The sequence below is a fragment of the Microbulbifer maximicatervae (SeqCode) genome, from assembly GCF_052468295.1.
Map to the genome: position 1 here is coordinate 5341332 of NZ_CP174340.1, position 17981 is coordinate 5359312.

Below are 17981 nucleotides of genomic sequence, written 5' to 3' on the forward strand. Positions count from 1 at the left end.
TTTCTGCTGGCCTAGCTACATGGGCGGTGGTCCAGGGGGAAAACCTCCGCCGACTACATCGGAGCAAACATTCACAATTGTCTGGTCATCGAGTTTTCCGTAAAAACGGGGCCCAAAGGTGTAGGGGAATGAAGGGGTGAGCTGCCCTTCATCATTCAGTTCTACCGTTAGGTGGTAGTGATAACCCCGCTCGCTGTCACTGTGCCCATTGTATTGATCCAGATAAGTGCCCTCCTGGTCGGTCAAATTGGAGTCCCAGTAATAGTCTTCGTAAAAAAAACCGCTGGTGGTTTGAAAAAGGTTGCCTGATAGGGACGTAAAAGTATCGCTGGTACTGGGGCCGGATTGGGCAAGTGTATTTGTGCCCTGTGATAAATCGTATTCATCTACCAGTAAACAACTGCGCTCACCGGCAATCCCGCAGCCGCTGGTAGAGTCGGCATCGTCATAGTCTCTAGTGACCCAGCTACTTACTACAAGTACACCATCGGCCTCCCAAGGGCCATAAATGGGATAGCCATCAGCGGTAAACCCGTAGACGGGGGAGTGGCTATCTCCAGTGTCTCCAACCAAGTCGGCCAGGCAATCGCTGTAGAAGTGGTGGTGATAGTCTCCCCGAGCAGCGTGTCCACCACAGATATCGACATCGTACATCTCAGCGACCGGTGCCAGAGTATGCCAGGTACCATTCACGGACTGTCCATCGCTCCACTGGTAGATAGAGGTGCCGTTGACCCAATAGCCCTGTGGTCCGAGTCCACTTTCACAAGCTTCTTCTGAGACCTCTGGCTCAGTTGGAAAATAGCTGTTGTGGGAAACATTTTCTGGGCAGACAGGGCCCGGCGGCCAGAATCCAAAACCCGCTTCGGCGTAGCAGGTATGTGGATTGCTGCTAAAGCCGATATCCTGACCAAAACTCACGATATCGCCAATTTGTACCGTGGGGCTGCCGTAGACAAAGTCGGTGCTCGCCTTGGGGCGATTGATTAGCTCGTCGTAGATAGCGGTGGTGATTTCAATTTCATAATCCGGGATGCCGGATGCAGTGACTTGAGTGTATTCCCTGCCGTCGACAGTGACGGTTTCGATGCTTTGTACATTGACCAGGACCTGCTCATTACTATTGCTTTCGTAGATGTAAGGCGCCCGTTCATCGTCGGTATTTAGCACCCAGGGGCTGCTGTCATCGCCAGTATCGTCATCTGATGGGGGTGGATCTGAATCGTCATTGTCGCACCCTGTTAAAGGTGCACAGACCAGAAGTATTGTCAGTGCGCTGATTAATAGGGTGCGGGTTTGAAGGGGGGAAATCTCCTGAAGCCTCATCGAATCACCATCCATGTTTCGCAGTAAGAGAAGAAGGCGGGCTATGCTGCTGTCTGCCGGGGTTTGGAGGAATTTGAAGTTATCGGCAAAAATGGCAAGTAATGTGTACGCTGCCCGTTAAGGCACTGATTTCCTTGTGTTGTGTTTTTAGGGGGGGATAGATATGGGCCCAATCAGGAGTGATTCGGCCCACAGATCGATCAGTTGGTTGACAGCTCGGGGCTGGTTGTTGTCTCTGCTGTGCGCTGGTGCGTATCGCGGCGCAGCCACCACCAGGAAATAAAGCCGAGAATCAGGTTGGATGCTGCTGTAGCGACAAACAGGCCGGTCATGCCCCACAGGCTGTTCCCAATCCAGGCCAGGGGTAGGTAGAGACCCAGTACCCGCAGGAAAGAAATGACAGTTGCTGGCAGCGGTTTCCCGAGTCCATTGAATGCGGCATTGGCAGACATCACAAAGCCGTACCCGGCATAGCTGAGAGGCACCAGGGTCAGGTAGGCAACAGCGACAGCGAGAACCTCAGTGGAATCACTGAACAGACTTACGATAGGTTTTGCAACAAAGTAGAGAAGCACCGCCAGTCCCGCTCCAAATACCAGGCAGAACCTTGCCAGTACGCTCACGGTTTCCCGCAGGCGGTCGGTCTTTTCCGCCCCGGCATTCTGTCCCATAAAGGGGCCGACCACAGAGGAAAGTGCGTAAAACACAATGAGTGCCAGGGGTTCTACTCTGAGTGCGACTCCCAGGCCTGCGACGGCGTCTTCGCCGTGCACGGCAACGAGTGCAACGACAACGCCCCCCGAGACGGGAATAATGACATTGGTGAGCACAGCGGGAAGCCCGACAGCCAACACTTTGCGCCAGGATTCGAGTAGGCCGCTCAGCCGCCATTGTGGGGCTGTCATTAGGTGTTCTTTTTTGATGATGAAGTAAAGTGCAGCAATAAAGCTCAGGGCGCGCACGATAATCGTAGCGATAGCTGCTCCCTGGAGCTCAAGCCGGGGAAAGCCGAAAAGCCCAAAAATCAAAATGGGGTCGAGAATCAGGTTCAGTAGGGCTACCGCCACCATGATACGGCCGGTTACCGCGCTGTTACCAATGGCGCGAAGAGCAGCGAGCGCGACAGTCGGAACAATGACAAAGATGGTTCCCAGATACCAGGGGGTCATGTAATCGGCAATAAGCGGAAGCATATCGGGGCCGGCGCCCAGCAGCTCAAATAGAGGGCGCATGGTGGCCAGGCCGACTGCAGTAATCACAATAGCAATCAGCAGTGCCAGTACAGATGCGTCAGTTACCAGGCGGCGAACGTTCTTTATATCTCCAGCGCCGTAAACCCGGGCTACTGCCGAAGAAGTACCTGCGCCGAGACCGATAGCAAAGCTGTTTATGGCCATCACTACCGGGAAGGTGAAACTCATCGCCGCCAGGGGGCCATCGCCCAGCTGGGAGACAAAATAGGTATCGGCGATATTAAAGGACATGGCGGCGAGAATTCCCCAGACCATGGGTAGTGCCAGTCTCTGTAAGTGACTGGAAACTGAACCTTCCAGCAGTGATGGGCTGCTTTTTGATAGAGACATGTATAACTCTTGTCAATCCAACGAGGGGGTTGGGAAGTCGGGAATAGTGTTACAGAGCAGGAGTGGCTGCCTGCCGTTCAAGGCCTTGTCGGTAAGGCGGGAATTCCGAATGAGAGGCTCATTCTACGACTGAGTGTCATTCAGAGCGAGACTCATGAGTACGGCGTCCTCGCGCATGCCGTTTTGCGCGGGGTAATAATTTTTGCGTATCCCGTCTTCAGAGAAACCCAGTTTGCGATAGAGGGAGCGCGCAGCGAGATTGGATACCCGCACCTCGAGCAAAATTCGCTCAACTTCGCAGGGTAATTCCGTTTTCACGCTGTTCAGCAGTGCCTCAGCGAGGCCCTGTCGGCGTCGCGCTGGCGATACGGCAATGTCCAGGATTTCTGCCTGGTCAAATAGGCTACTGATCACGCAACAGGCGATAATGTCATCGCCTTGGATCAGGACCCAGCAGTAGTGGCCGGCGCTGAGACTCTGCTGGTATTGGGCTTCACTCCACGGATGACTGTGGGCACTTTTTGCCAGCTGGGCCAGAGATGCACAGTCGTCGGCATCGGCGGAGCGCAACTGTAGCTCAGTGTAATTTAAATAGGTCATTCTGCGCGGGTTTCAGTCGGGTAACTAGTGCGCAACAGGTTCCACAGGGGGCGTTTTAGTTCGGGGGCTCGCAGTAGTTGCGAGAGGCTGGGCATACTAATTAAGCGGGCCTTCTGCCATTCGACAACCTGGCTTTCCAATGGGATCGGAGTGCAAAAGTCTTGAGCTTCACTGCCCATCAGCCAGATGGATTTAACCGGCATACGGGAATAAGAGGCCTCCAACCAGCTGGAGAATGTATCGCGAGCCTGTGAGGCGTCTTCGGCAGGACCAAAGCGATTTTCTGTTAAAGGCCATTGCAGGCGCTCCTGTTGCCGGGGGAGCTGGTGCCAGTGCAAGGCGCGGAGAATATTGTTGAACAGGGCTTCCAGGGGAAGCGCTGCACCGGGCTCGTGGCTGTCCACGGCCAGGAGTTCCTCCCCAATACGCCAGCAGTTCAAAACAAAAGGTTTAACACTTTGCTGGGGGGGGGCAACAGGAGCCGGCGTCACTGCCACCGTCTCATGTGGGCGTTTTGCCTGGTCGGTGAGAGCGCTTATTTCATCTAGCACACGGGCGTTGCGCTCCGGACTTTGCACCGGCTGGGTGATTATCTGATCTGCTGAGTGGGGCAGTGGGTTTTGAGCTATTCCACTTGCAACCGGAGGCTGCTGAGTCCCAGCAGCTTCTTCGGCGGGAGGCAGTTCGGCTTGGCGAGGATCGGGTGCGAGCGGCAATACGAATCGGGGCACATAGCTTGGAACCCCAAGTACTGATAAATATTCCGCTCGCTGAAGCTCGTTCACTTATACGCCCTGTTTCTTACTCTCACTGCTGGCGAGCAAGTTTAACGCATCCATGTAGGCTTGTGCTGAGGCAATCAGGATATCTGTATCTGCGCCAACGCCGTTGACCAGGCGGCCGTCTTTTTCCAGGCGCACTGTAACGGACCCTTGGGAGTCTGTTCCCTGAGTGACCGCATTTACAGAATAAAGTTTTAAGTCGGCGCCGCTGTTTACCAGCTGTTCAATAGCTTTGAAGGTGGCATCTACGGGGCCGCCTCCGCTGGCTTCAGTCTGTCGGGGCTCTCCGTCAATGGTGAGGCTGACAAAGGCCTGGGGGGCTGAGCCGATTTTGGTGCGCACATCCAGGTCACTCAGTTGGAATCGCTCTACCGGTGACTCGCCTCCGCTCACCAGAGAGTGCAAATCTTCGTCAAAGATCTCATGCTTCTTATCGGCGAGGTCTTTAAAGCGGGCAAATACCTGCTGGAATTCTTCGGTATCGGCGAAATCTACCCCCAGCTCTTCGTAACGGGCGCGGACGGCAGCCCGGCCGGAGTGTTTACCGAGAACCAGACGGTTTTGACCCCAGCCGACATCTTCTGCGCGCATGATTTCGTAGGTCTCGCGGTGCTTCAGAACACCGTCCTGGTGAATACCAGACTCATGGGCAAAGGCGTTGGCGCCGACAATGGCCTTGTTGGGTTGCACTGGGAATCCGGTAATCGACGACACCATTCTCGAAGTGGGCACGATATGGCTGGTATCCAGCCCTGTTTCTACCGGGTAGAGATCCTGGCGGGTTTGTACCGCCATAACGATTTCCTCCAGGGAAGCATTACCGGCGCGCTCTCCCAAGCCATTGATGGTGCATTCCACTTGGCGCACACCGTTCATCACGGCCGACAGGGAGTTGGCAACGGCGAGGCCCAGGTCGTTGTGACAGTGGGTCGAAAAGATGGCTTTGTCGGAGTTGGGAACGTTTTCGATAACACGGCGGAACATAGTCCCATACTCTTCCGGTTCCCCGTAACCAACGGTGTCGGGAATATTGATAGTGCTGGCCCCTGCCGCGATAACCGCTTCGATGATGCGATACATAAATTCCGGCTCGGAGCGGCTGCCATCCTCGAGGGAGAATTCCACATCGTCGGTAAAGTTGCGCGCTGTTTGAACCGCTTTCACTGCCTGCTGCAACACCGCTTCCGGCTCCATTTGCAGCTTGTATTTCATATGGATTGGAGAAGTGGCAATAAATGTGTGGATACGCGAGGCGTTGGCATTCTTCAGGGCTTCGCCAGCGTGCACGATATCGGCATTGACCGCTCGGGCCAGGCTGCAAACCCGTGATTCGGTAACGGCTTCAGCGACGGCCTTGACCGACTCGAAGTCTCCGGGACTGGCAATCGCGAATCCAGCCTCAATGACATCGACACGCATTCTCTCGAGCATGCGGGCGATGCGTATTTTTTCCTCTCTCGTCATAGAGGCGCCAGGACTCTGCTCACCATCGCGCAGAGTGGTATCAAAAATGACTAACTTATCTTTTTTAGTGCTCATTTTCGTTTGTTCTCCTTATTTGCTTTGAGGCTAAACAGGGGGCCTTGCCGCTGTCTATGCATCGCTCAAATAAAGTTTGGAATTCTGTTGGGGGTGGGGGGGAGAAAAATTATATGCCGCGCAGGGGCAGTCGTAGCGAGAAAGCTAGGGCAAGAAAAGACTGGCGCTGAGTGATAAATGGAGTCTTCATATACAACAGTTTCCGCATTAGGTCGGATTCAGGGCATTATGAAGCGGAATCAACCGAGAGGTCAATGTATATCCTAATGTTGGCGTATTATTTTCTTATTTTGTTATATTATTTTCGTCGCTGGCTATTTTTTAGTGTTTATATCCTGTTTTTGAAGGGCTGCCCCACTGAGGGTTTCAATGGGGTCCGCTATTAAAGGGTGGTATCGGTCAATTTATGCAGAAACTGCCACAAGTCTCCGTGTAGTTGCTCTACCTCGCTGCGGCTGATACGGCTGTTGTCCAGCTGTGCTGTCACCCACTCTCTGGCTCTTGGTTTAAGGGCAAGGCCTTCCTCTGTCACAGTGATCAGGGTTATCCGTTCATCCTGATTGCTGCGGCGGCGCTTGACCAGGCCGTTTTGCTCCATCCGCTTAAGCAGCGGGGTCAAGGTGCCGGAATCCAGCATCAGCCTCTGCCCCAGTGCACTGACGCTCTGCTCTTCTTCCGATGGCGCCTCGGTGTTGGCCCACTCCCACAGAACCATTAAAACCAGATATTGCGGATAGGTGATCCCCAATTCCTTTAGCATCGGCTGGTAGGCGCGGGTCATGGCTCGGGATGCGGCGTAGAGGGCAAAACATAGCTGGCGGTTCAGTGCCAGCTCGCCGGAATCGTCATCACAGACAACCATCAGAGCATACGCTCGATTTCTGTCTCCAGGGATGCCGGTGCATCCTTTGGCGCGTAGCGTTTAACATTCTCGCCATTCTTACCGATCAAGAACTTAGTGAAATTCCACTTAATGCCCTCGGTTCCCAATAGGCCCGGCGCACGTTTCTTGAGCTCCACAAACAGCGGGTGAGCTTCATCGCCATTGACGTCCAGCTTGGCGTAGACGGGGAAGCTGACTCCAAAGTTCAGTTCACAAAACTCCTGAATTTCCTCATCGCTACCGGGTTCCTGCTTGCCAAATTGATTGCAGGGAAAGCCCAGGACGGTAAATCCACGGTCTTTGTATTTTTTATATAAATCCTCCAGGCCCGCGTATTGCTTGGTGAAGCCACACTTACTGGCCGTGTTGACAACTAGCACCACCTTGTCTTTGTAATCGGCCAGAGTGGTCTTTTGCCCATCAGCGGTTTGCACGGGAATTGAGTAGAGATCGGTCATTGAGAGAGCCTCGACGGTTTGTATTTTGCTAAATTTAGTTGTGCACAATCTTTTTTGCAACCGCTTTATTTGGGAGTAGCCCTTTTGCAGGCTTTATTGTGAGAATGATTACCAATTATATTATGCGCCAGATTGATAAAACCCTTTTGCAATAACAGTAAAGGATTCTCCATGCGCCTCACCTTACACTTGGCCCGCCTGCTAGTGGCGCTACTGGCCATTACGGTTCTACCCGTCCAAGCCCAGGCCTCAGGTCTATCAGAGCAGGAATTGCGACAGCTGATGCAGATGGCAGAGTACATCGGTGTGGATTATCCGGAAGCGGTGGCAGATGGGGAGATCATTAGTGACGATGAGTTTGCAGAGATGCAGGAGTTCGCCTCGGTACTGATCGATCGCGGCGCACAACTGCAAGAGTCGCCCGAAGCGGCGATGATCCGCACTGAGGCGGATGCGCTGCAAGCGGCGATTCTTCGCAAGGCCAGTGTGCAGGAAGTGCAAGCACATACCGCCAAGTTGCGTCAGGGGCTACTGTCTATCGCCCCCGCGCTATCTTTGCCCACTGCATTGCTGAATGTGGATGAGAGTCGCGCTATCTACCTGGCGCAGTGTGTTACTTGCCATGGTATCGAGGGTAAAGGGGATGGCCCCTTAGCGGCACAGTTGGAGCCGGCGCCGACAAACTTCTACGAGTTGGAGCGCGCTGAAAATCGCTCCCTGCTGGGCCTTTACGATGCTATCAGTAACGGTATCGATGGCACTGCAATGACCGCCTTCAAAAACTTGAATGAGCAGCAGCGCTGGTCCCTGGCATTTTATGTTGGCGGCCTGGCTTTCCAAGGTGAAGTGGGGGAGGGCGAAGGCGTTGAGCCGAGCTTGCAGGATATTGTGATGTACAGCCCCAATGTGCTGCAGAGTGATCGCCCGGAACTGTCCGGCGCGGCAGTTGCTTCCCTGCGTGCCGACCCCACACCCTTCTTTGCTGGTGAGGAGAGCCTCGGTAGCCAGCCGATTGAGATAGCCCGTGCGCAACTGGAAAAGTCCTTGGTGGCCTACCAGGAAGGTAACTACGATCACGCTCGCACCCTGGCTATTAGTGCATACCTGGACGGTTTTGAGATGGCGGAGAGCTCTCTGGATTCCCTCGACGCCGATCTGCGTAAAGCCACTGAACGGGAGCTGCTCGGGCTGCGCAGTCAGCTGAATGCCGATAGTAACCCCGAGCAAGTCACGGCTCAGGTACAGGTAATTCTTGAGCAACTCGGGCGCGCCGAATCTTTAATGCAGGAGACAACTCTCTCTGCGGGTGCACTATTTATTGCCAGCTTGGTGATTCTTCTGCGCGAAGGTCTCGAGGCGCTACTGGTAGTGATTGCACTGACAACGATTCTGGTAAAAACCGGTCGTCGCGATGCGTTGAAATTTGTTCACTTCGGTTGGATCAGCGCCACGGTCGCAGGTGTTGTTACTTGGGTTGCCGCACAGAGTTTGGTTTCCATCAGTGGCGCCAGCCGGGAAGTTATGGAGGGGGTCGCAGCGCTTCTGGCCGCAGTTGTGCTCTTCTATGTGGGTTTCTGGATGCACAGTAAGACCCAGGCGGATCAGTGGCAGCAATATATCCAGAACAGCATCAACCGCAGCCTTAGCGCTGGCGCCCTGTGGGGCATTGCCGGTCTCGCATTTGTTGCTGTGTACCGCGAAATTTTTGAAACCATCCTGTTCTACCAGGCCCTATTGGTGCAAACAGCTTCCAGTCAGTACAGCGCCCTATGGGGTGGCCTCGCTGCCGGTGCGATATTGCTGGTTGTGTTGGGCGTTGCATTTGTGCGCTTCTCTGCTCGCTTGCCTATAGGCAAGTTCTTCTCCATGACGACCTATTTACTGTTGGCGTTGTCATTTGTTCTTGCGGGCAAGGCAGTCGCGGCACTGCAAGAAGCGGCGTGGATTGCGATTTCCCCGCTGCCGGTAAATCTCAGCTTCGACTGGTTGGGTATTTACCCGAGTTGGCAAGGTATTGGTATTCAGGGGGCAATACTGGTTGTCGCTCTGTGGTTGCTACTGAAAGGCAGCCGCTCAGATTCTAGTTCCGCTAAAGCGGCCTAAATGGCCTTCGGGTACCCGCAACTCTGTGGGTACCCTATTTCTTCTTCTGGCTCCCATCACATTATTGTTTGGGCTGTTGTGCTCTTACAATTGGTCGCCTCTGAGTTCTGCAATCTTTCTTCTCAAGTTTTCTCTTTTTGCATTGCTGCCGTCGATCGGTTCTCCTGCGATGATATTGACCTTGGGGAAAAATCGACGCTTTTGTTTTTTGGGAAGCCTCGTGTCCTGTGGGCTGAAAATACTTCCCCAAAGTCCTTGAAGAGCTATTGGAATGACCGGAACTGTAGTTCGCTCAAGAATTTCCTCGACGTCTTTTAAAAAGGGTTGAAGGTTGCCGTCGAGTGTGATTTTGCCTTCGGGGAAGATACACATTATTTCTCCTTTTTTCAGCCCGTCCTCTATGGCCTGTAGGGCAGTTTCTCGACTTTTTGGATCATCACCTTTAAGTGGAATGGGAATGGCTGCATTAGTGCGAAATAGAAAGTGGAGCATTGGCATTTGGTAGATCGACTGATGAGTGATGAAGCGAATGGGGCGCTGTACGGCATCGGCGAGCAGTAGAGGATCTAAATAGCTAACATGATTACTGATGATTAATGCCGGCCCTTTAGTGGGAATTTTATCCAGGCCATCCAAACTGATGTGGCAAAGGGTATGGGTGGGAACCCATAGCAACATTCGCGTTGCAAGTTCGGGTTCTCGTGAAAAAATGATTGTCACAATAACAATATTCATTAGTGCGACTATTACGAAAAATTCAGGAATTCCGATATGAATAAAGTCGAGAATGAAAATGTCGAAGAGGGCGGCAACTGCCATAAAGAATGCGTTGACAACGTTGCTAATTGAAATTACCTGCCCTCGGATGGTTTCCGTGGCTCGGTCTTGGATTACGGCGTATAGAGGGACTGAAAAAATGCCCCCAAAAATTCCGAATAATGCGATAGCGATCAAAATAGGGTAGGAATTGGTATTGAGAATAAACTGATGGACTGTAGCATTGGCAGTGGCATCAAAATTAGCTGCAAGATATCCAAGAGCTAAGCCTGAGGCTGTTACTCCGATGGCACCTATAGGAACAATGCCTAGTTCAATACGCCCCTTAGATAAGCTGCTGCATAGCAGGGAACCCGCTGCTGTACCAACCGTCAGGCTGCAAAGTAATAGGGTAATAACTTGCTCATCACCCTTGAGGATATTTTTAGTAAAGCTAGGGACCTGGGCCAGGTAGGCGGTGGTTAGCATCCAAAACCAAGCGACGGCTAATATGGAGTAAAAAACGGCAGGTGTTTGTGTGGTTAGATGCAAAACTTTTAGAGTGTGAGATATTGGATTCCAATTAACCTTCAGGCCTGGTGTTGGTGGTGGCGCAGGAGGAATAGCAAAGCTTGCTAGTAATCCTAGAAAGGCAAAACCAATTAATGCGAGCGCTATATAATATAGGCCATATTGGCCTGGGCCAGTCATTCCAATCAGGAGGATTCCAATAATAGTTCCTATTAGTGTCCCGCTAAAGGAACCCATTTGGACTAAAGCATTGCCACTGAGTAGCTCGTCACGATGTAAATGCTGGGGAAGTAAGGCGTATTTTGTTGCGCTATAGAATGTGGCGTGAATACCATATAGAAGAATGGCCGCTAACCCCAAAGTATAGTTTTTGGTAAATAGCGCAGTGACACCGATAATGGCGAAAATAATTTCACAGACCTTTAGGATACGTATTATGGAGCCTTTATCATATTTATCTGCTATTTGGCCCGCAGATGCGGAGAGCAAAAAAAAAGGAAATATGTATAGGCTTGAAGCGATATTGACTAGAGTGTTTGCTTCTGTAGCGGCTAGTTGATAGACCAATAAAACGATGAGGGCATTTTTATAGAATTTATCATCCAGCATTTCAAATACGTGAGTGATAAACAGCGGGAGAAAGCGACGTTTGGTAAGCAGTTTAAATTGACTGTTCTGAGTCATGAACAGTTGCCACTTATATGATGGATGATCATTCTGAAAGAGTGTTTTTTATACAGGGTACCGTTTTCAAATGGCGCACCGAGACTGCAACAAAAGCTTCTGTTTTTTAATGAATGCAAACAAATTAATGAGTTCTATATTCAATCCTAGCAGATGGTGCTGGTTTATCGGAGATGTCTGTTTGTGTTTGGTTATAAATTACGTAAATATATATCTAAGGAGCCTCTGAATAACTCCGTAATGCCTCTGCGGGCCTTGAAGGCTGCAGATGTTAGGCGCAGCTCGCCGCGAATGGCCGTAGCCCTTGGCAAGAGCTGCAACGCAGCAGCTGTAGCCTTCAAGGCCCGCCCTTCGGGGTTCGCAGAGCGATTCACACTCCGCGGAAAGGTCTAGACATTCCTGCGAAGCCGCGCCTTGATTGTGAACCGCTCTGCAAGCCAGAGGTATCACGGAGTTATTCAGAGACTCCCTAATTTGTTATAAGTAGCGGCACCCTATTCGTTATTAGTTTAATGATCGTCTTTTGTCAATTGCAGATGATTTAATAGTGCTTGAAGCGATTGAGGGGTTATGTCGCTTGCTGATATTGACTTTCCAACTCTGACTTCTGCTTTTAATCTTTGTTTGCTGCCAAAAGCACCTCTGATGAAAATTGGTATTATGGAGATGGGATTGTTTTTTAGTGATTCCTTGACCAGGTTTATTTCCTTCATAGCACTAGTTGAAGATTCTTTTTCAATTAAGAAGCATATTAAATCCCCATTGTGCTCTAAGTGAGTAAAATATTTGTTCAATGTTAAATTGTTTTCTAGGGTATCATCTTTATGGGGTTCGTAGAGTCGGTTGCTCTTACTCAGAATTTTTTTAATTGATTGATTTTTGTTTAGGGCGTTGCTGGGGATAAAGCGGATTTTTCTTGTGGTTAAGCTGCTTATAATAAGCGGGGTAAAAGCATTTGAGTAAGTCGTTAAGATAAGGATGGGGCCTGTGGCGGGAAGATTTTTCAAGTTGTGATATTGAGTGCGCCTGGGTAGATGGTAGGTTAGCCACGCCAAAGTATCGAACAACATCTCTGGCATTTGAAAAAGTAAGAATATCAACATTACCAAATTTAGTGCGGCCAGCAGAGTGAATATCTGAGGAATCGCGATGCCAACAGGACCCAAAAGTCCAATGATGGCAAAAGAGATAATAACAACAAATACGGCATTGAATACATTATTCACAGAAATAACTTGTGCGCGAATTTTTTCTGCTGTTCTGACCTGGATGATTGTGTATAACGGCACTATAAATATTCCGCCAGCGACGCCGATGAAACTCGTGATAAATAGGATAGTAAAACCTCCGTCGCTCTGTAAAAACTGGACGAGGGACGCGTTGGATAGCATTTGATAATTTCCAGATAGGACTCCCAGCCAAAGTGCAGCTATTGTCATACCCAGCCCCCCGACTGTTACTAAGCCCAGTTCGGCACGTCCACGAGACAGGCTTTCACACATTAGTGAGCCTATGGCAACACCAACCGTCAGGCAACAGAGAAGCACGGTGATGATAGGTTCGCTGGCGCCCAACACATTCCTAACAAAGCTGGGAACCTGGGTCAGACATGCTGTGCTAAACAGCCAGAACCAGGAATTGGCGATAATGGCGTAAAATATAGTTGGAGTCTTAACCACCTCTCGCATGATTTTCAGTGTTTGAGTTAGGGGGTTCCAATCTACATTCAGGTCGGGGTCTGAAGGGGCGGCGAAGGGAATTTCCCTACTAATTAGATAGCTGAGTACAGCGACAACTACCATCACCAAACTCAAGTAAAGCAGCCCGGATTTTCCCTGGCCTACATCGCCGGCGAGTAAAGTTCCGACAATAGTTCCAACTAATAGTCCAGCAAAGGACGCGACTTGGGCCAGGCCATTGCCCCCGAGTAGTTCGGACGGTTTAAGGTGTTGCGGTAAAATGGCATACCTGACGGGGCTAAAGAAAGCTGTGTGAGTGGCATAAAGTATCAGCACAATGAAACTTAATACTCGATCATTAGTAAGTAGGGCAATAGCGCCGAGCAAACTGATGAGAATTTCTGCAGCTTTAATAATTCTTATCACACGTCCTTTTTCATATTTATCTGCCAACTGCCCCGCAGCTAGCGAAAAAAGGAAGTAAGGAACGACATACAGGCTGCTGGCAAGGTTGATTAATGTATTGGCCTCTGCCTTCGCTAAGTGAAATGCGAGTAAGACGAGTAGTGAGTTTTTGAATAAGTTGTCATTAAAAACACTACTTAGTAAGGACAAAAACAGTGGCATAAAGCGGCGACTGGCGAGAAGCTTGAACTGATTGCTTTGAGCCATGGTTAGGCCTTCGTCCCTTTGCCATTCTGGAGTAAAGGAATTTTTCACCAACCCGAAACTGGTAGGTGATATGTGTTGTTGCCAGCAGCAAGGTATTGGGGGTCCCGCTCTCAGAATAGGCGATACGGATGATATCTGGTGGAATGTGGGTGCGGCGAGAGGGGTGAGTAATCTACATGCCTGCCAATGAGGCAGGCATATATTTTAATTTGGTCGGGAATAAGGAGGGCTAGCGTTTCTCTCCGCGTAAGCCCAGCACTTGGCGGTATAGAGCCTCTGCCTTGGCACCGGCTGCTTCGACAGGCCTGCCGGCAACGACGCTCACCCGCGACCAAAAACGCTTGGGCAATGTAGTGAAGGCATGACCGCCTTTATGACTGAAAAAGCTTCCCCAGAGACCTTGGAGGGCCATAGGGATTACAGGGACAGGGGTTCTCTCCAGAATTTTTTCTATGCCTGCTTTAAATGGCTGTAGTTCTCCGTCTTTCGTCAACTGACCTTCGGGGAATATGCAGAGAAGATCTCCATCCTTTAGCCCGTCCTCAATGGCTTGAAAAGCCTGTTCATACCCTTCAGGGTCTTTCTGCTTGGAGCAAATTGGAATTGCCCTGCCTGTTTTGAAGACGAAGTGCAAAATTGGAATTTCATAAATGGGCTTGTACATAATAAAGCGGATAGGACGGCGGACAGCGCCGGCGAGTAATAGTGCGTCGACATAACTTACATGATTGCAAGCGATTAGGGCTGGTCCCTCTGTGGGTATCTGTTCAAGCCCTTGGTGCTTTACCCGGTACATGGTGTGGGAAAGGGCCCAGATCAAAAAGCGCATAGCAAATTCTGGCACTTTGGCGAACACAAAAATGGCGACAGCCGCATTCATAAGTGCAATAACAAGAAAGAACTGCGGTATGGTCGCGTCCAGCATATTGAGGAACAGAATTCCAAGTAGTGCCGAAGCCACCATAAAGAGGGCGTTCAAAATATTGTTTACGGAGATAATTTGTGCACGAATTGCCGGGTCGGATCGATCCTGGATCATGGTGTACAGAGGAACGATGTAAAGACCCCCAAACATCCCCAGTAGTACCAGACAACTGAGAAGAGAGTATGCACCATCGGTACTTAGAAATGCGGTAAAGCTGGGCTCATGGAGTTCTGCAAAGTTTCCCCCGACAATGCCCAGGGCGATACCACTTATGGTGAGTCCAGCAGCACCAACAGGCACCAGGCCAAGTTCAATAAATCCACTGGAGAGGCGCTCGCAGATTAAGGACCCAATCGCAATACCAATGGTAAAACTGCACAGCAGTAATGTAACCACTGATTCACTGCCACCTAGGACATTCTTGGTAAAACTGGGAATTTGTGTCAGATAGGCCGCCCCCATTAACCAAAACCAAGATATTCCAATAATGGAGTAGAAAATTGAGGGAGTATTCGCGCTGGCACGGAGTATTTTATGGGTTTGAGTAATGGGGTTAGGGTTTATTTTGAGATTGGGTGTGGGGGCTGGCGCTGCGGGGATTGAGCGGCTGGCCAGATATCCCAGGGTAGCTGCACCCATAATTACCAGGCCTAAGTAGAGGATTCCCTGTTGCCCATGACCTGTGAGGCCTGCGAGTAGGCTACCGACAATCGTTCCCGTCAAAATGGCCACAAATGTCCCCATTTCCACCAGAGCATTGCCCCCTATCAGTTCGGAACGCTTCAAGTGTTGAGGGATAATCGCGTACTTCACAGGGCCAAAAAAGGCGGACTGTATGCCCAGGAGAAAGAGCACAGTTAAACAGAGTGCGTTGCTTCCGCTAAAAAGGGCGAAAACACCCAGTGCACCGATTCCGATCTCTCCTAGCTTAATCCAGCGTATTAACCTCCCCTTGTCGTATTTGTCTGCGATCTGACCGGCGGAGGCAGAAAATAAGAAAAAGGGAAGAATAAACAAACCAGCAGCCAGGTTAATTAGTGCGTTCGCTTCACTTTCCACCAGGCGAAAGGCGATCATGACAATTAGGGCATTTTTATAAACATTGTCATTGAAGGCGCCCAGGAACTGGGTGCTGAAGAACGGTAAAAAGCGGCGGCTAGTGAGAAGATGAAACTGAGACTGGTTAGCCATTGGCAACTCTCTTCTTATTTAAGTGAGCTAATGGTAAGTCATACTGCCGACGGGAGGTATCCCCCGTGATAGTGGGGAAATTGGTACGATAGATTAGGGGTTGTTGGAAGAGAGGTAGAATTGGTCGGGGGGAAACCCGGCCGCGTGGGCGGCCAGGTGAGGGTACCGGTTTACCAGACAGTTACCCGTTCCTCTTCAGGCAGGTACATGCCGTCGCCTTCCTTAATATCGAATGCTTCGTAGAAGGCATCGATATTTGGTAGTACGCCTTTCACACGATATTCAGCGGGAGAGTGACTATCTACCTTCAAACGTCCACTGAGGGCTTTATCGCGCATCTTGCTGCGCCACACCTGAGCCCAGCCCATAAAGACCCTCTGGTCGCCGGTAAAGCCGTCAATAACAGGTGCCTCTTCGCCATCTAGAGACATTTTATAAGCTTTATAGGCAATTCCCAGGCCTGATAAATCGCCGATATTCTCGCCCAGGGTCAGCTCGCCGTTGATGTGTTCACCCTCAAGCGGCTCGTAGGCGTTGTACTGGGATACGAGCTTGCTGGTCAGCTGCTCAAAATTGTTGCGGTCGGAGTCGGTCCACCAGTTGTTGAGATAGCCGCGTCCATCAAATTTACTGCCTTTATCATCGAACCCGTGCCCAATCTCGTGGCCGATTACACCGCCGATACCGCCGTAGTTGACTGCATCATCCGCATTCATATTAAAGAATGGTGGTTGCAGAATCGCTGCAGGGAATACGATTTCATTCATGGCTGGGTTGTAGTAAGCATTCACAGTCTGTGGGCTCATGCCCCACTCATCGCGATCAATCGGCTTGCCCAGCTTATTGCGATCGTAAGAGGACTCAAACAAGTTAGCTGCCAGAACGTTGCCAATCAGGTCATCGGATTTAACTGTCAAGTTACTGTAGTCACGCCACTTGTCTGGGTAGCCGATTTTGGTGGAAAAATTGCTTAGCTTAAACAGAGCCTGCTTTTTGGTATCTTCGCCCATCCACTCGAGGGATTCGATGGATTCCCGGTAGGCGGCCTTCAGATTGTCCACAAGTACAACCATTCGCTCTTTGGCTTCGGGCGGGAAGTGCTTTTCTACGTAGCGCTTACCGACCAGCTCGCCTACAGAACCATTGACAAATTGCACGCCACGCTTCCAGCGGGGTTCCATCTGTTCGATACCGTGAACAGTGGTGCCGTAGAAGTCGAAGCGCAGTTGTGCGATTTCGTCATGCATGTAGGGCGCCATTGCATTAAGCACTTTGACCTTCAGGTAGCGCTTCCAGGTGGCCAGCTCAGTATTGGCAATAATCTCATTGGCCGCTTCCAGATATTCAGGCTGGCCGACAATAAAACTATCTGCCTTCTTCAATTGGGCTTTGGCCAGGTAGCTGTCCCAATCTACAACGGGCATTAGCTCTTTAAGTTCAACAACCGTTTTCTTGTTGTAGTACTTTTCCGGGTCCCGGTTATCAACGCGGCTGCGATGGTGTTTTGCCAAACTCTCCTCAAGTTTGAAGATCTTGTTGGCAAAGTCGTCAGCCTCTTTAAGTCCTGCGAGGCCTTGAAGATCAGCGAGGTAGGTTACATAGGCTTCGCGGAGTTTCTTACTCTTCTCAGTGTCCTCGAAGTAGTAGTCGCGATCAGGGAGTCCAAGGCCTGCTTGCCACAGGAAAGTCATGTAGTTTTCTACTTGCTTCAGGTCCTGCCAGATGCTTCCGCCAAATGGTACATCGTAGCCGACGGTATCCGCATAGGCGAAGAAATCGGTAAGATTCTTGCGGTTCTTAATTGCATCGACTTTGGCGAGTTCGCCGGAAACAGCTGAGAGCCCTTTTTTCTCGATCAGCTTTTTATCCATAAAGCTGTTGTAGAGATCTCCGATTTGCTTGGCATCGGCGCTCTTGGCTCCTTGGCTGGCTTCCATAATCAGAGCTTTGACTTGCTTGGTACTTTGATCTCTCAGAATAGAGAAACCACCCCAGCGGGACTTGTCCGCAGGGATTTCAGTATTCTTCAGCCAAGTGCCGTTTACATAAGCAAAGAAGTCGTCTTGAGGCCGTACACTGGTATCCATAGCGCCCAGGTCGATACCCGAGGAAAGCTGAACCTGCTCAGCGATAGCTTTACTACCGGTGGAGTGGTCGTGAGCGACAGCAAACAGAGGGAACTGGGCTCCCGCCAGGGTACCGGCAATAGCGAGTGGTAATAGTAACTTTTTCATTTTTGCTCTTTTGGCTGAATATCCGCCGAGCATAC

The 17981-nt window shown here is 50.7% G+C and carries 12 protein-coding genes; 1 reads left to right on the top strand and 11 read right to left on the bottom strand.

Annotation, left to right across the window (positions count from 1 at the left end):
- Positions 1–15: 15 nt before the first annotated feature.
- From ACJJIQ_RS23735 to ACJJIQ_RS23765, 7 genes are all read right to left on the bottom strand, one after another.
- Positions 16–1326: a YHYH protein gene (locus tag ACJJIQ_RS23735; RefSeq protein WP_445363197.1), complete on the bottom strand. Its 1311-nt coding sequence runs from the start codon at positions 1324–1326 to the stop codon at positions 16–18.
- 200 nt (positions 1327–1526) lie between these two features.
- Complete coding sequence (locus tag ACJJIQ_RS23740) at positions 1527–2909, bottom strand: MATE family efflux transporter (RefSeq protein WP_445363198.1); 1383 nt, start codon at positions 2907–2909, stop codon at positions 1527–1529.
- 123 nt (positions 2910–3032) lie between these two features.
- Positions 3033–3509, bottom strand: coding sequence for a ribosomal protein S18-alanine N-acetyltransferase (gene rimI / locus ACJJIQ_RS23745; protein ID WP_444934855.1), 477 nt, complete (start codon positions 3507–3509; stop codon positions 3033–3035).
- Positions 3506–4294 (bottom strand): uracil-DNA glycosylase family protein, encoded by a 789-nt coding sequence (locus tag ACJJIQ_RS23750; RefSeq protein ID WP_445363199.1) that lies wholly within the window; start codon positions 4292–4294, stop codon positions 3506–3508. Before ACJJIQ_RS23750 ends, rimI begins: the two co-directional genes overlap by 4 nt.
- On the bottom strand, positions 4295–5830 hold the full coding sequence (locus tag ACJJIQ_RS23755; RefSeq protein ID WP_445363200.1) for a 2-isopropylmalate synthase: 1536 nt from the start codon (positions 5828–5830) through the stop codon (positions 4295–4297).
- Positions 5831–6212: 382 nt separating this feature from the next.
- Positions 6213–6692 carry a MarR family winged helix-turn-helix transcriptional regulator gene (locus ACJJIQ_RS23760; protein WP_445363201.1) on the bottom strand — a complete coding sequence of 160 codons (480 nt, stop codon included), beginning with the start codon at positions 6690–6692 and terminating at the stop codon, positions 6213–6215.
- Positions 6692–7171: a glutathione peroxidase gene (locus ACJJIQ_RS23765; protein WP_282934317.1), complete on the bottom strand. Its 480-nt coding sequence runs from the start codon at positions 7169–7171 to the stop codon at positions 6692–6694. Before ACJJIQ_RS23765 ends, ACJJIQ_RS23760 begins: the two co-directional genes overlap by 1 nt.
- 171 nt (positions 7172–7342) lie before the next feature.
- Between ACJJIQ_RS23765 and ACJJIQ_RS23770 the strand changes: the two genes are divergently transcribed.
- Entirely contained in the window at positions 7343–9274 is a 1932-nt protein-coding gene (locus tag ACJJIQ_RS23770) for a cytochrome c/FTR1 family iron permease (protein ID WP_445363202.1), read from the top strand.
- 84 nt (positions 9275–9358) lie between these two features.
- Here ACJJIQ_RS23770 and ACJJIQ_RS23775 read toward each other — a convergent pair whose 3' ends face one another.
- From ACJJIQ_RS23775 to ACJJIQ_RS23790, 4 genes are all read right to left on the bottom strand, one after another.
- Positions 9359–11245 carry an MFS transporter gene (locus ACJJIQ_RS23775; RefSeq protein WP_444914787.1) on the bottom strand — a complete coding sequence of 629 codons (1887 nt, stop codon included), beginning with the start codon at positions 11243–11245 and terminating at the stop codon, positions 9359–9361.
- Between the two features lie 509 nt (positions 11246–11754).
- Positions 11755–13596, bottom strand: a complete 1842-nt coding sequence (locus tag ACJJIQ_RS23780) for an MFS transporter (protein ID WP_444914786.1) — start codon at positions 13594–13596, stop codon at positions 11755–11757.
- A gap of 229 nt (positions 13597–13825) precedes the next feature.
- Entirely contained in the window at positions 13826–15712 is a 1887-nt protein-coding gene (locus ACJJIQ_RS23785; protein ID WP_444926650.1) for an MFS transporter, read from the bottom strand.
- Positions 15713–15882: 170 nt separating this feature from the next.
- Entirely contained in the window at positions 15883–17946 is a 2064-nt protein-coding gene (locus tag ACJJIQ_RS23790) for a M13 family metallopeptidase (protein WP_445363203.1), read from the bottom strand.
- Positions 17947–17981: the final 35 nt, after the last annotated feature.

What these genes read in the sequence shown, in the direction of transcription:
- ACJJIQ_RS23770 (WP_445363202.1), top strand. Translation starts at nt 7,343, where the DNA reads ATGCGCCTCACCTTACACTTGGCCCGCCTGCTAGTGGCGCTACTGGCC.
- ACJJIQ_RS23780 (WP_444914786.1), bottom strand. Translation starts at nt 13,596, where the DNA reads ATGGCTCAAAGCAATCAGTTCAAGCTTCTCGCCAGTCGCCGCTTTATG.
- ACJJIQ_RS23790 (WP_445363203.1), bottom strand. Translation starts at nt 17,946, where the DNA reads ATGAAAAAGTTACTATTACCACTCGCTATTGCCGGTACCCTGGCGGGA.
- ACJJIQ_RS23775 (WP_444914787.1), bottom strand. Translation starts at nt 11,245, where the DNA reads ATGACTCAGAACAGTCAATTTAAACTGCTTACCAAACGTCGCTTTCTC.
- ACJJIQ_RS23740 (WP_445363198.1), bottom strand. Translation starts at nt 2,909, where the DNA reads ATGTCTCTATCAAAAAGCAGCCCATCACTGCTGGAAGGTTCAGTTTCC.
- ACJJIQ_RS23760 (WP_445363201.1), bottom strand. Translation starts at nt 6,692, where the DNA reads ATGGTTGTCTGTGATGACGATTCCGGCGAGCTGGCACTGAACCGCCAG.
- ACJJIQ_RS23755 (WP_445363200.1), bottom strand. Translation starts at nt 5,830, where the DNA reads ATGAGCACTAAAAAAGATAAGTTAGTCATTTTTGATACCACTCTGCGC.
- rimI (WP_444934855.1), bottom strand. Translation starts at nt 3,509, where the DNA reads ATGACCTATTTAAATTACACTGAGCTACAGTTGCGCTCCGCCGATGCC.
- ACJJIQ_RS23735 (WP_445363197.1), bottom strand. Translation starts at nt 1,326, where the DNA reads ATGAGGCTTCAGGAGATTTCCCCCCTTCAAACCCGCACCCTATTAATC.
- ACJJIQ_RS23765 (WP_282934317.1), bottom strand. Translation starts at nt 7,171, where the DNA reads ATGACCGATCTCTACTCAATTCCCGTGCAAACCGCTGATGGGCAAAAG.
- ACJJIQ_RS23785 (WP_444926650.1), bottom strand. Translation starts at nt 15,712, where the DNA reads ATGGCTAACCAGTCTCAGTTTCATCTTCTCACTAGCCGCCGCTTTTTA.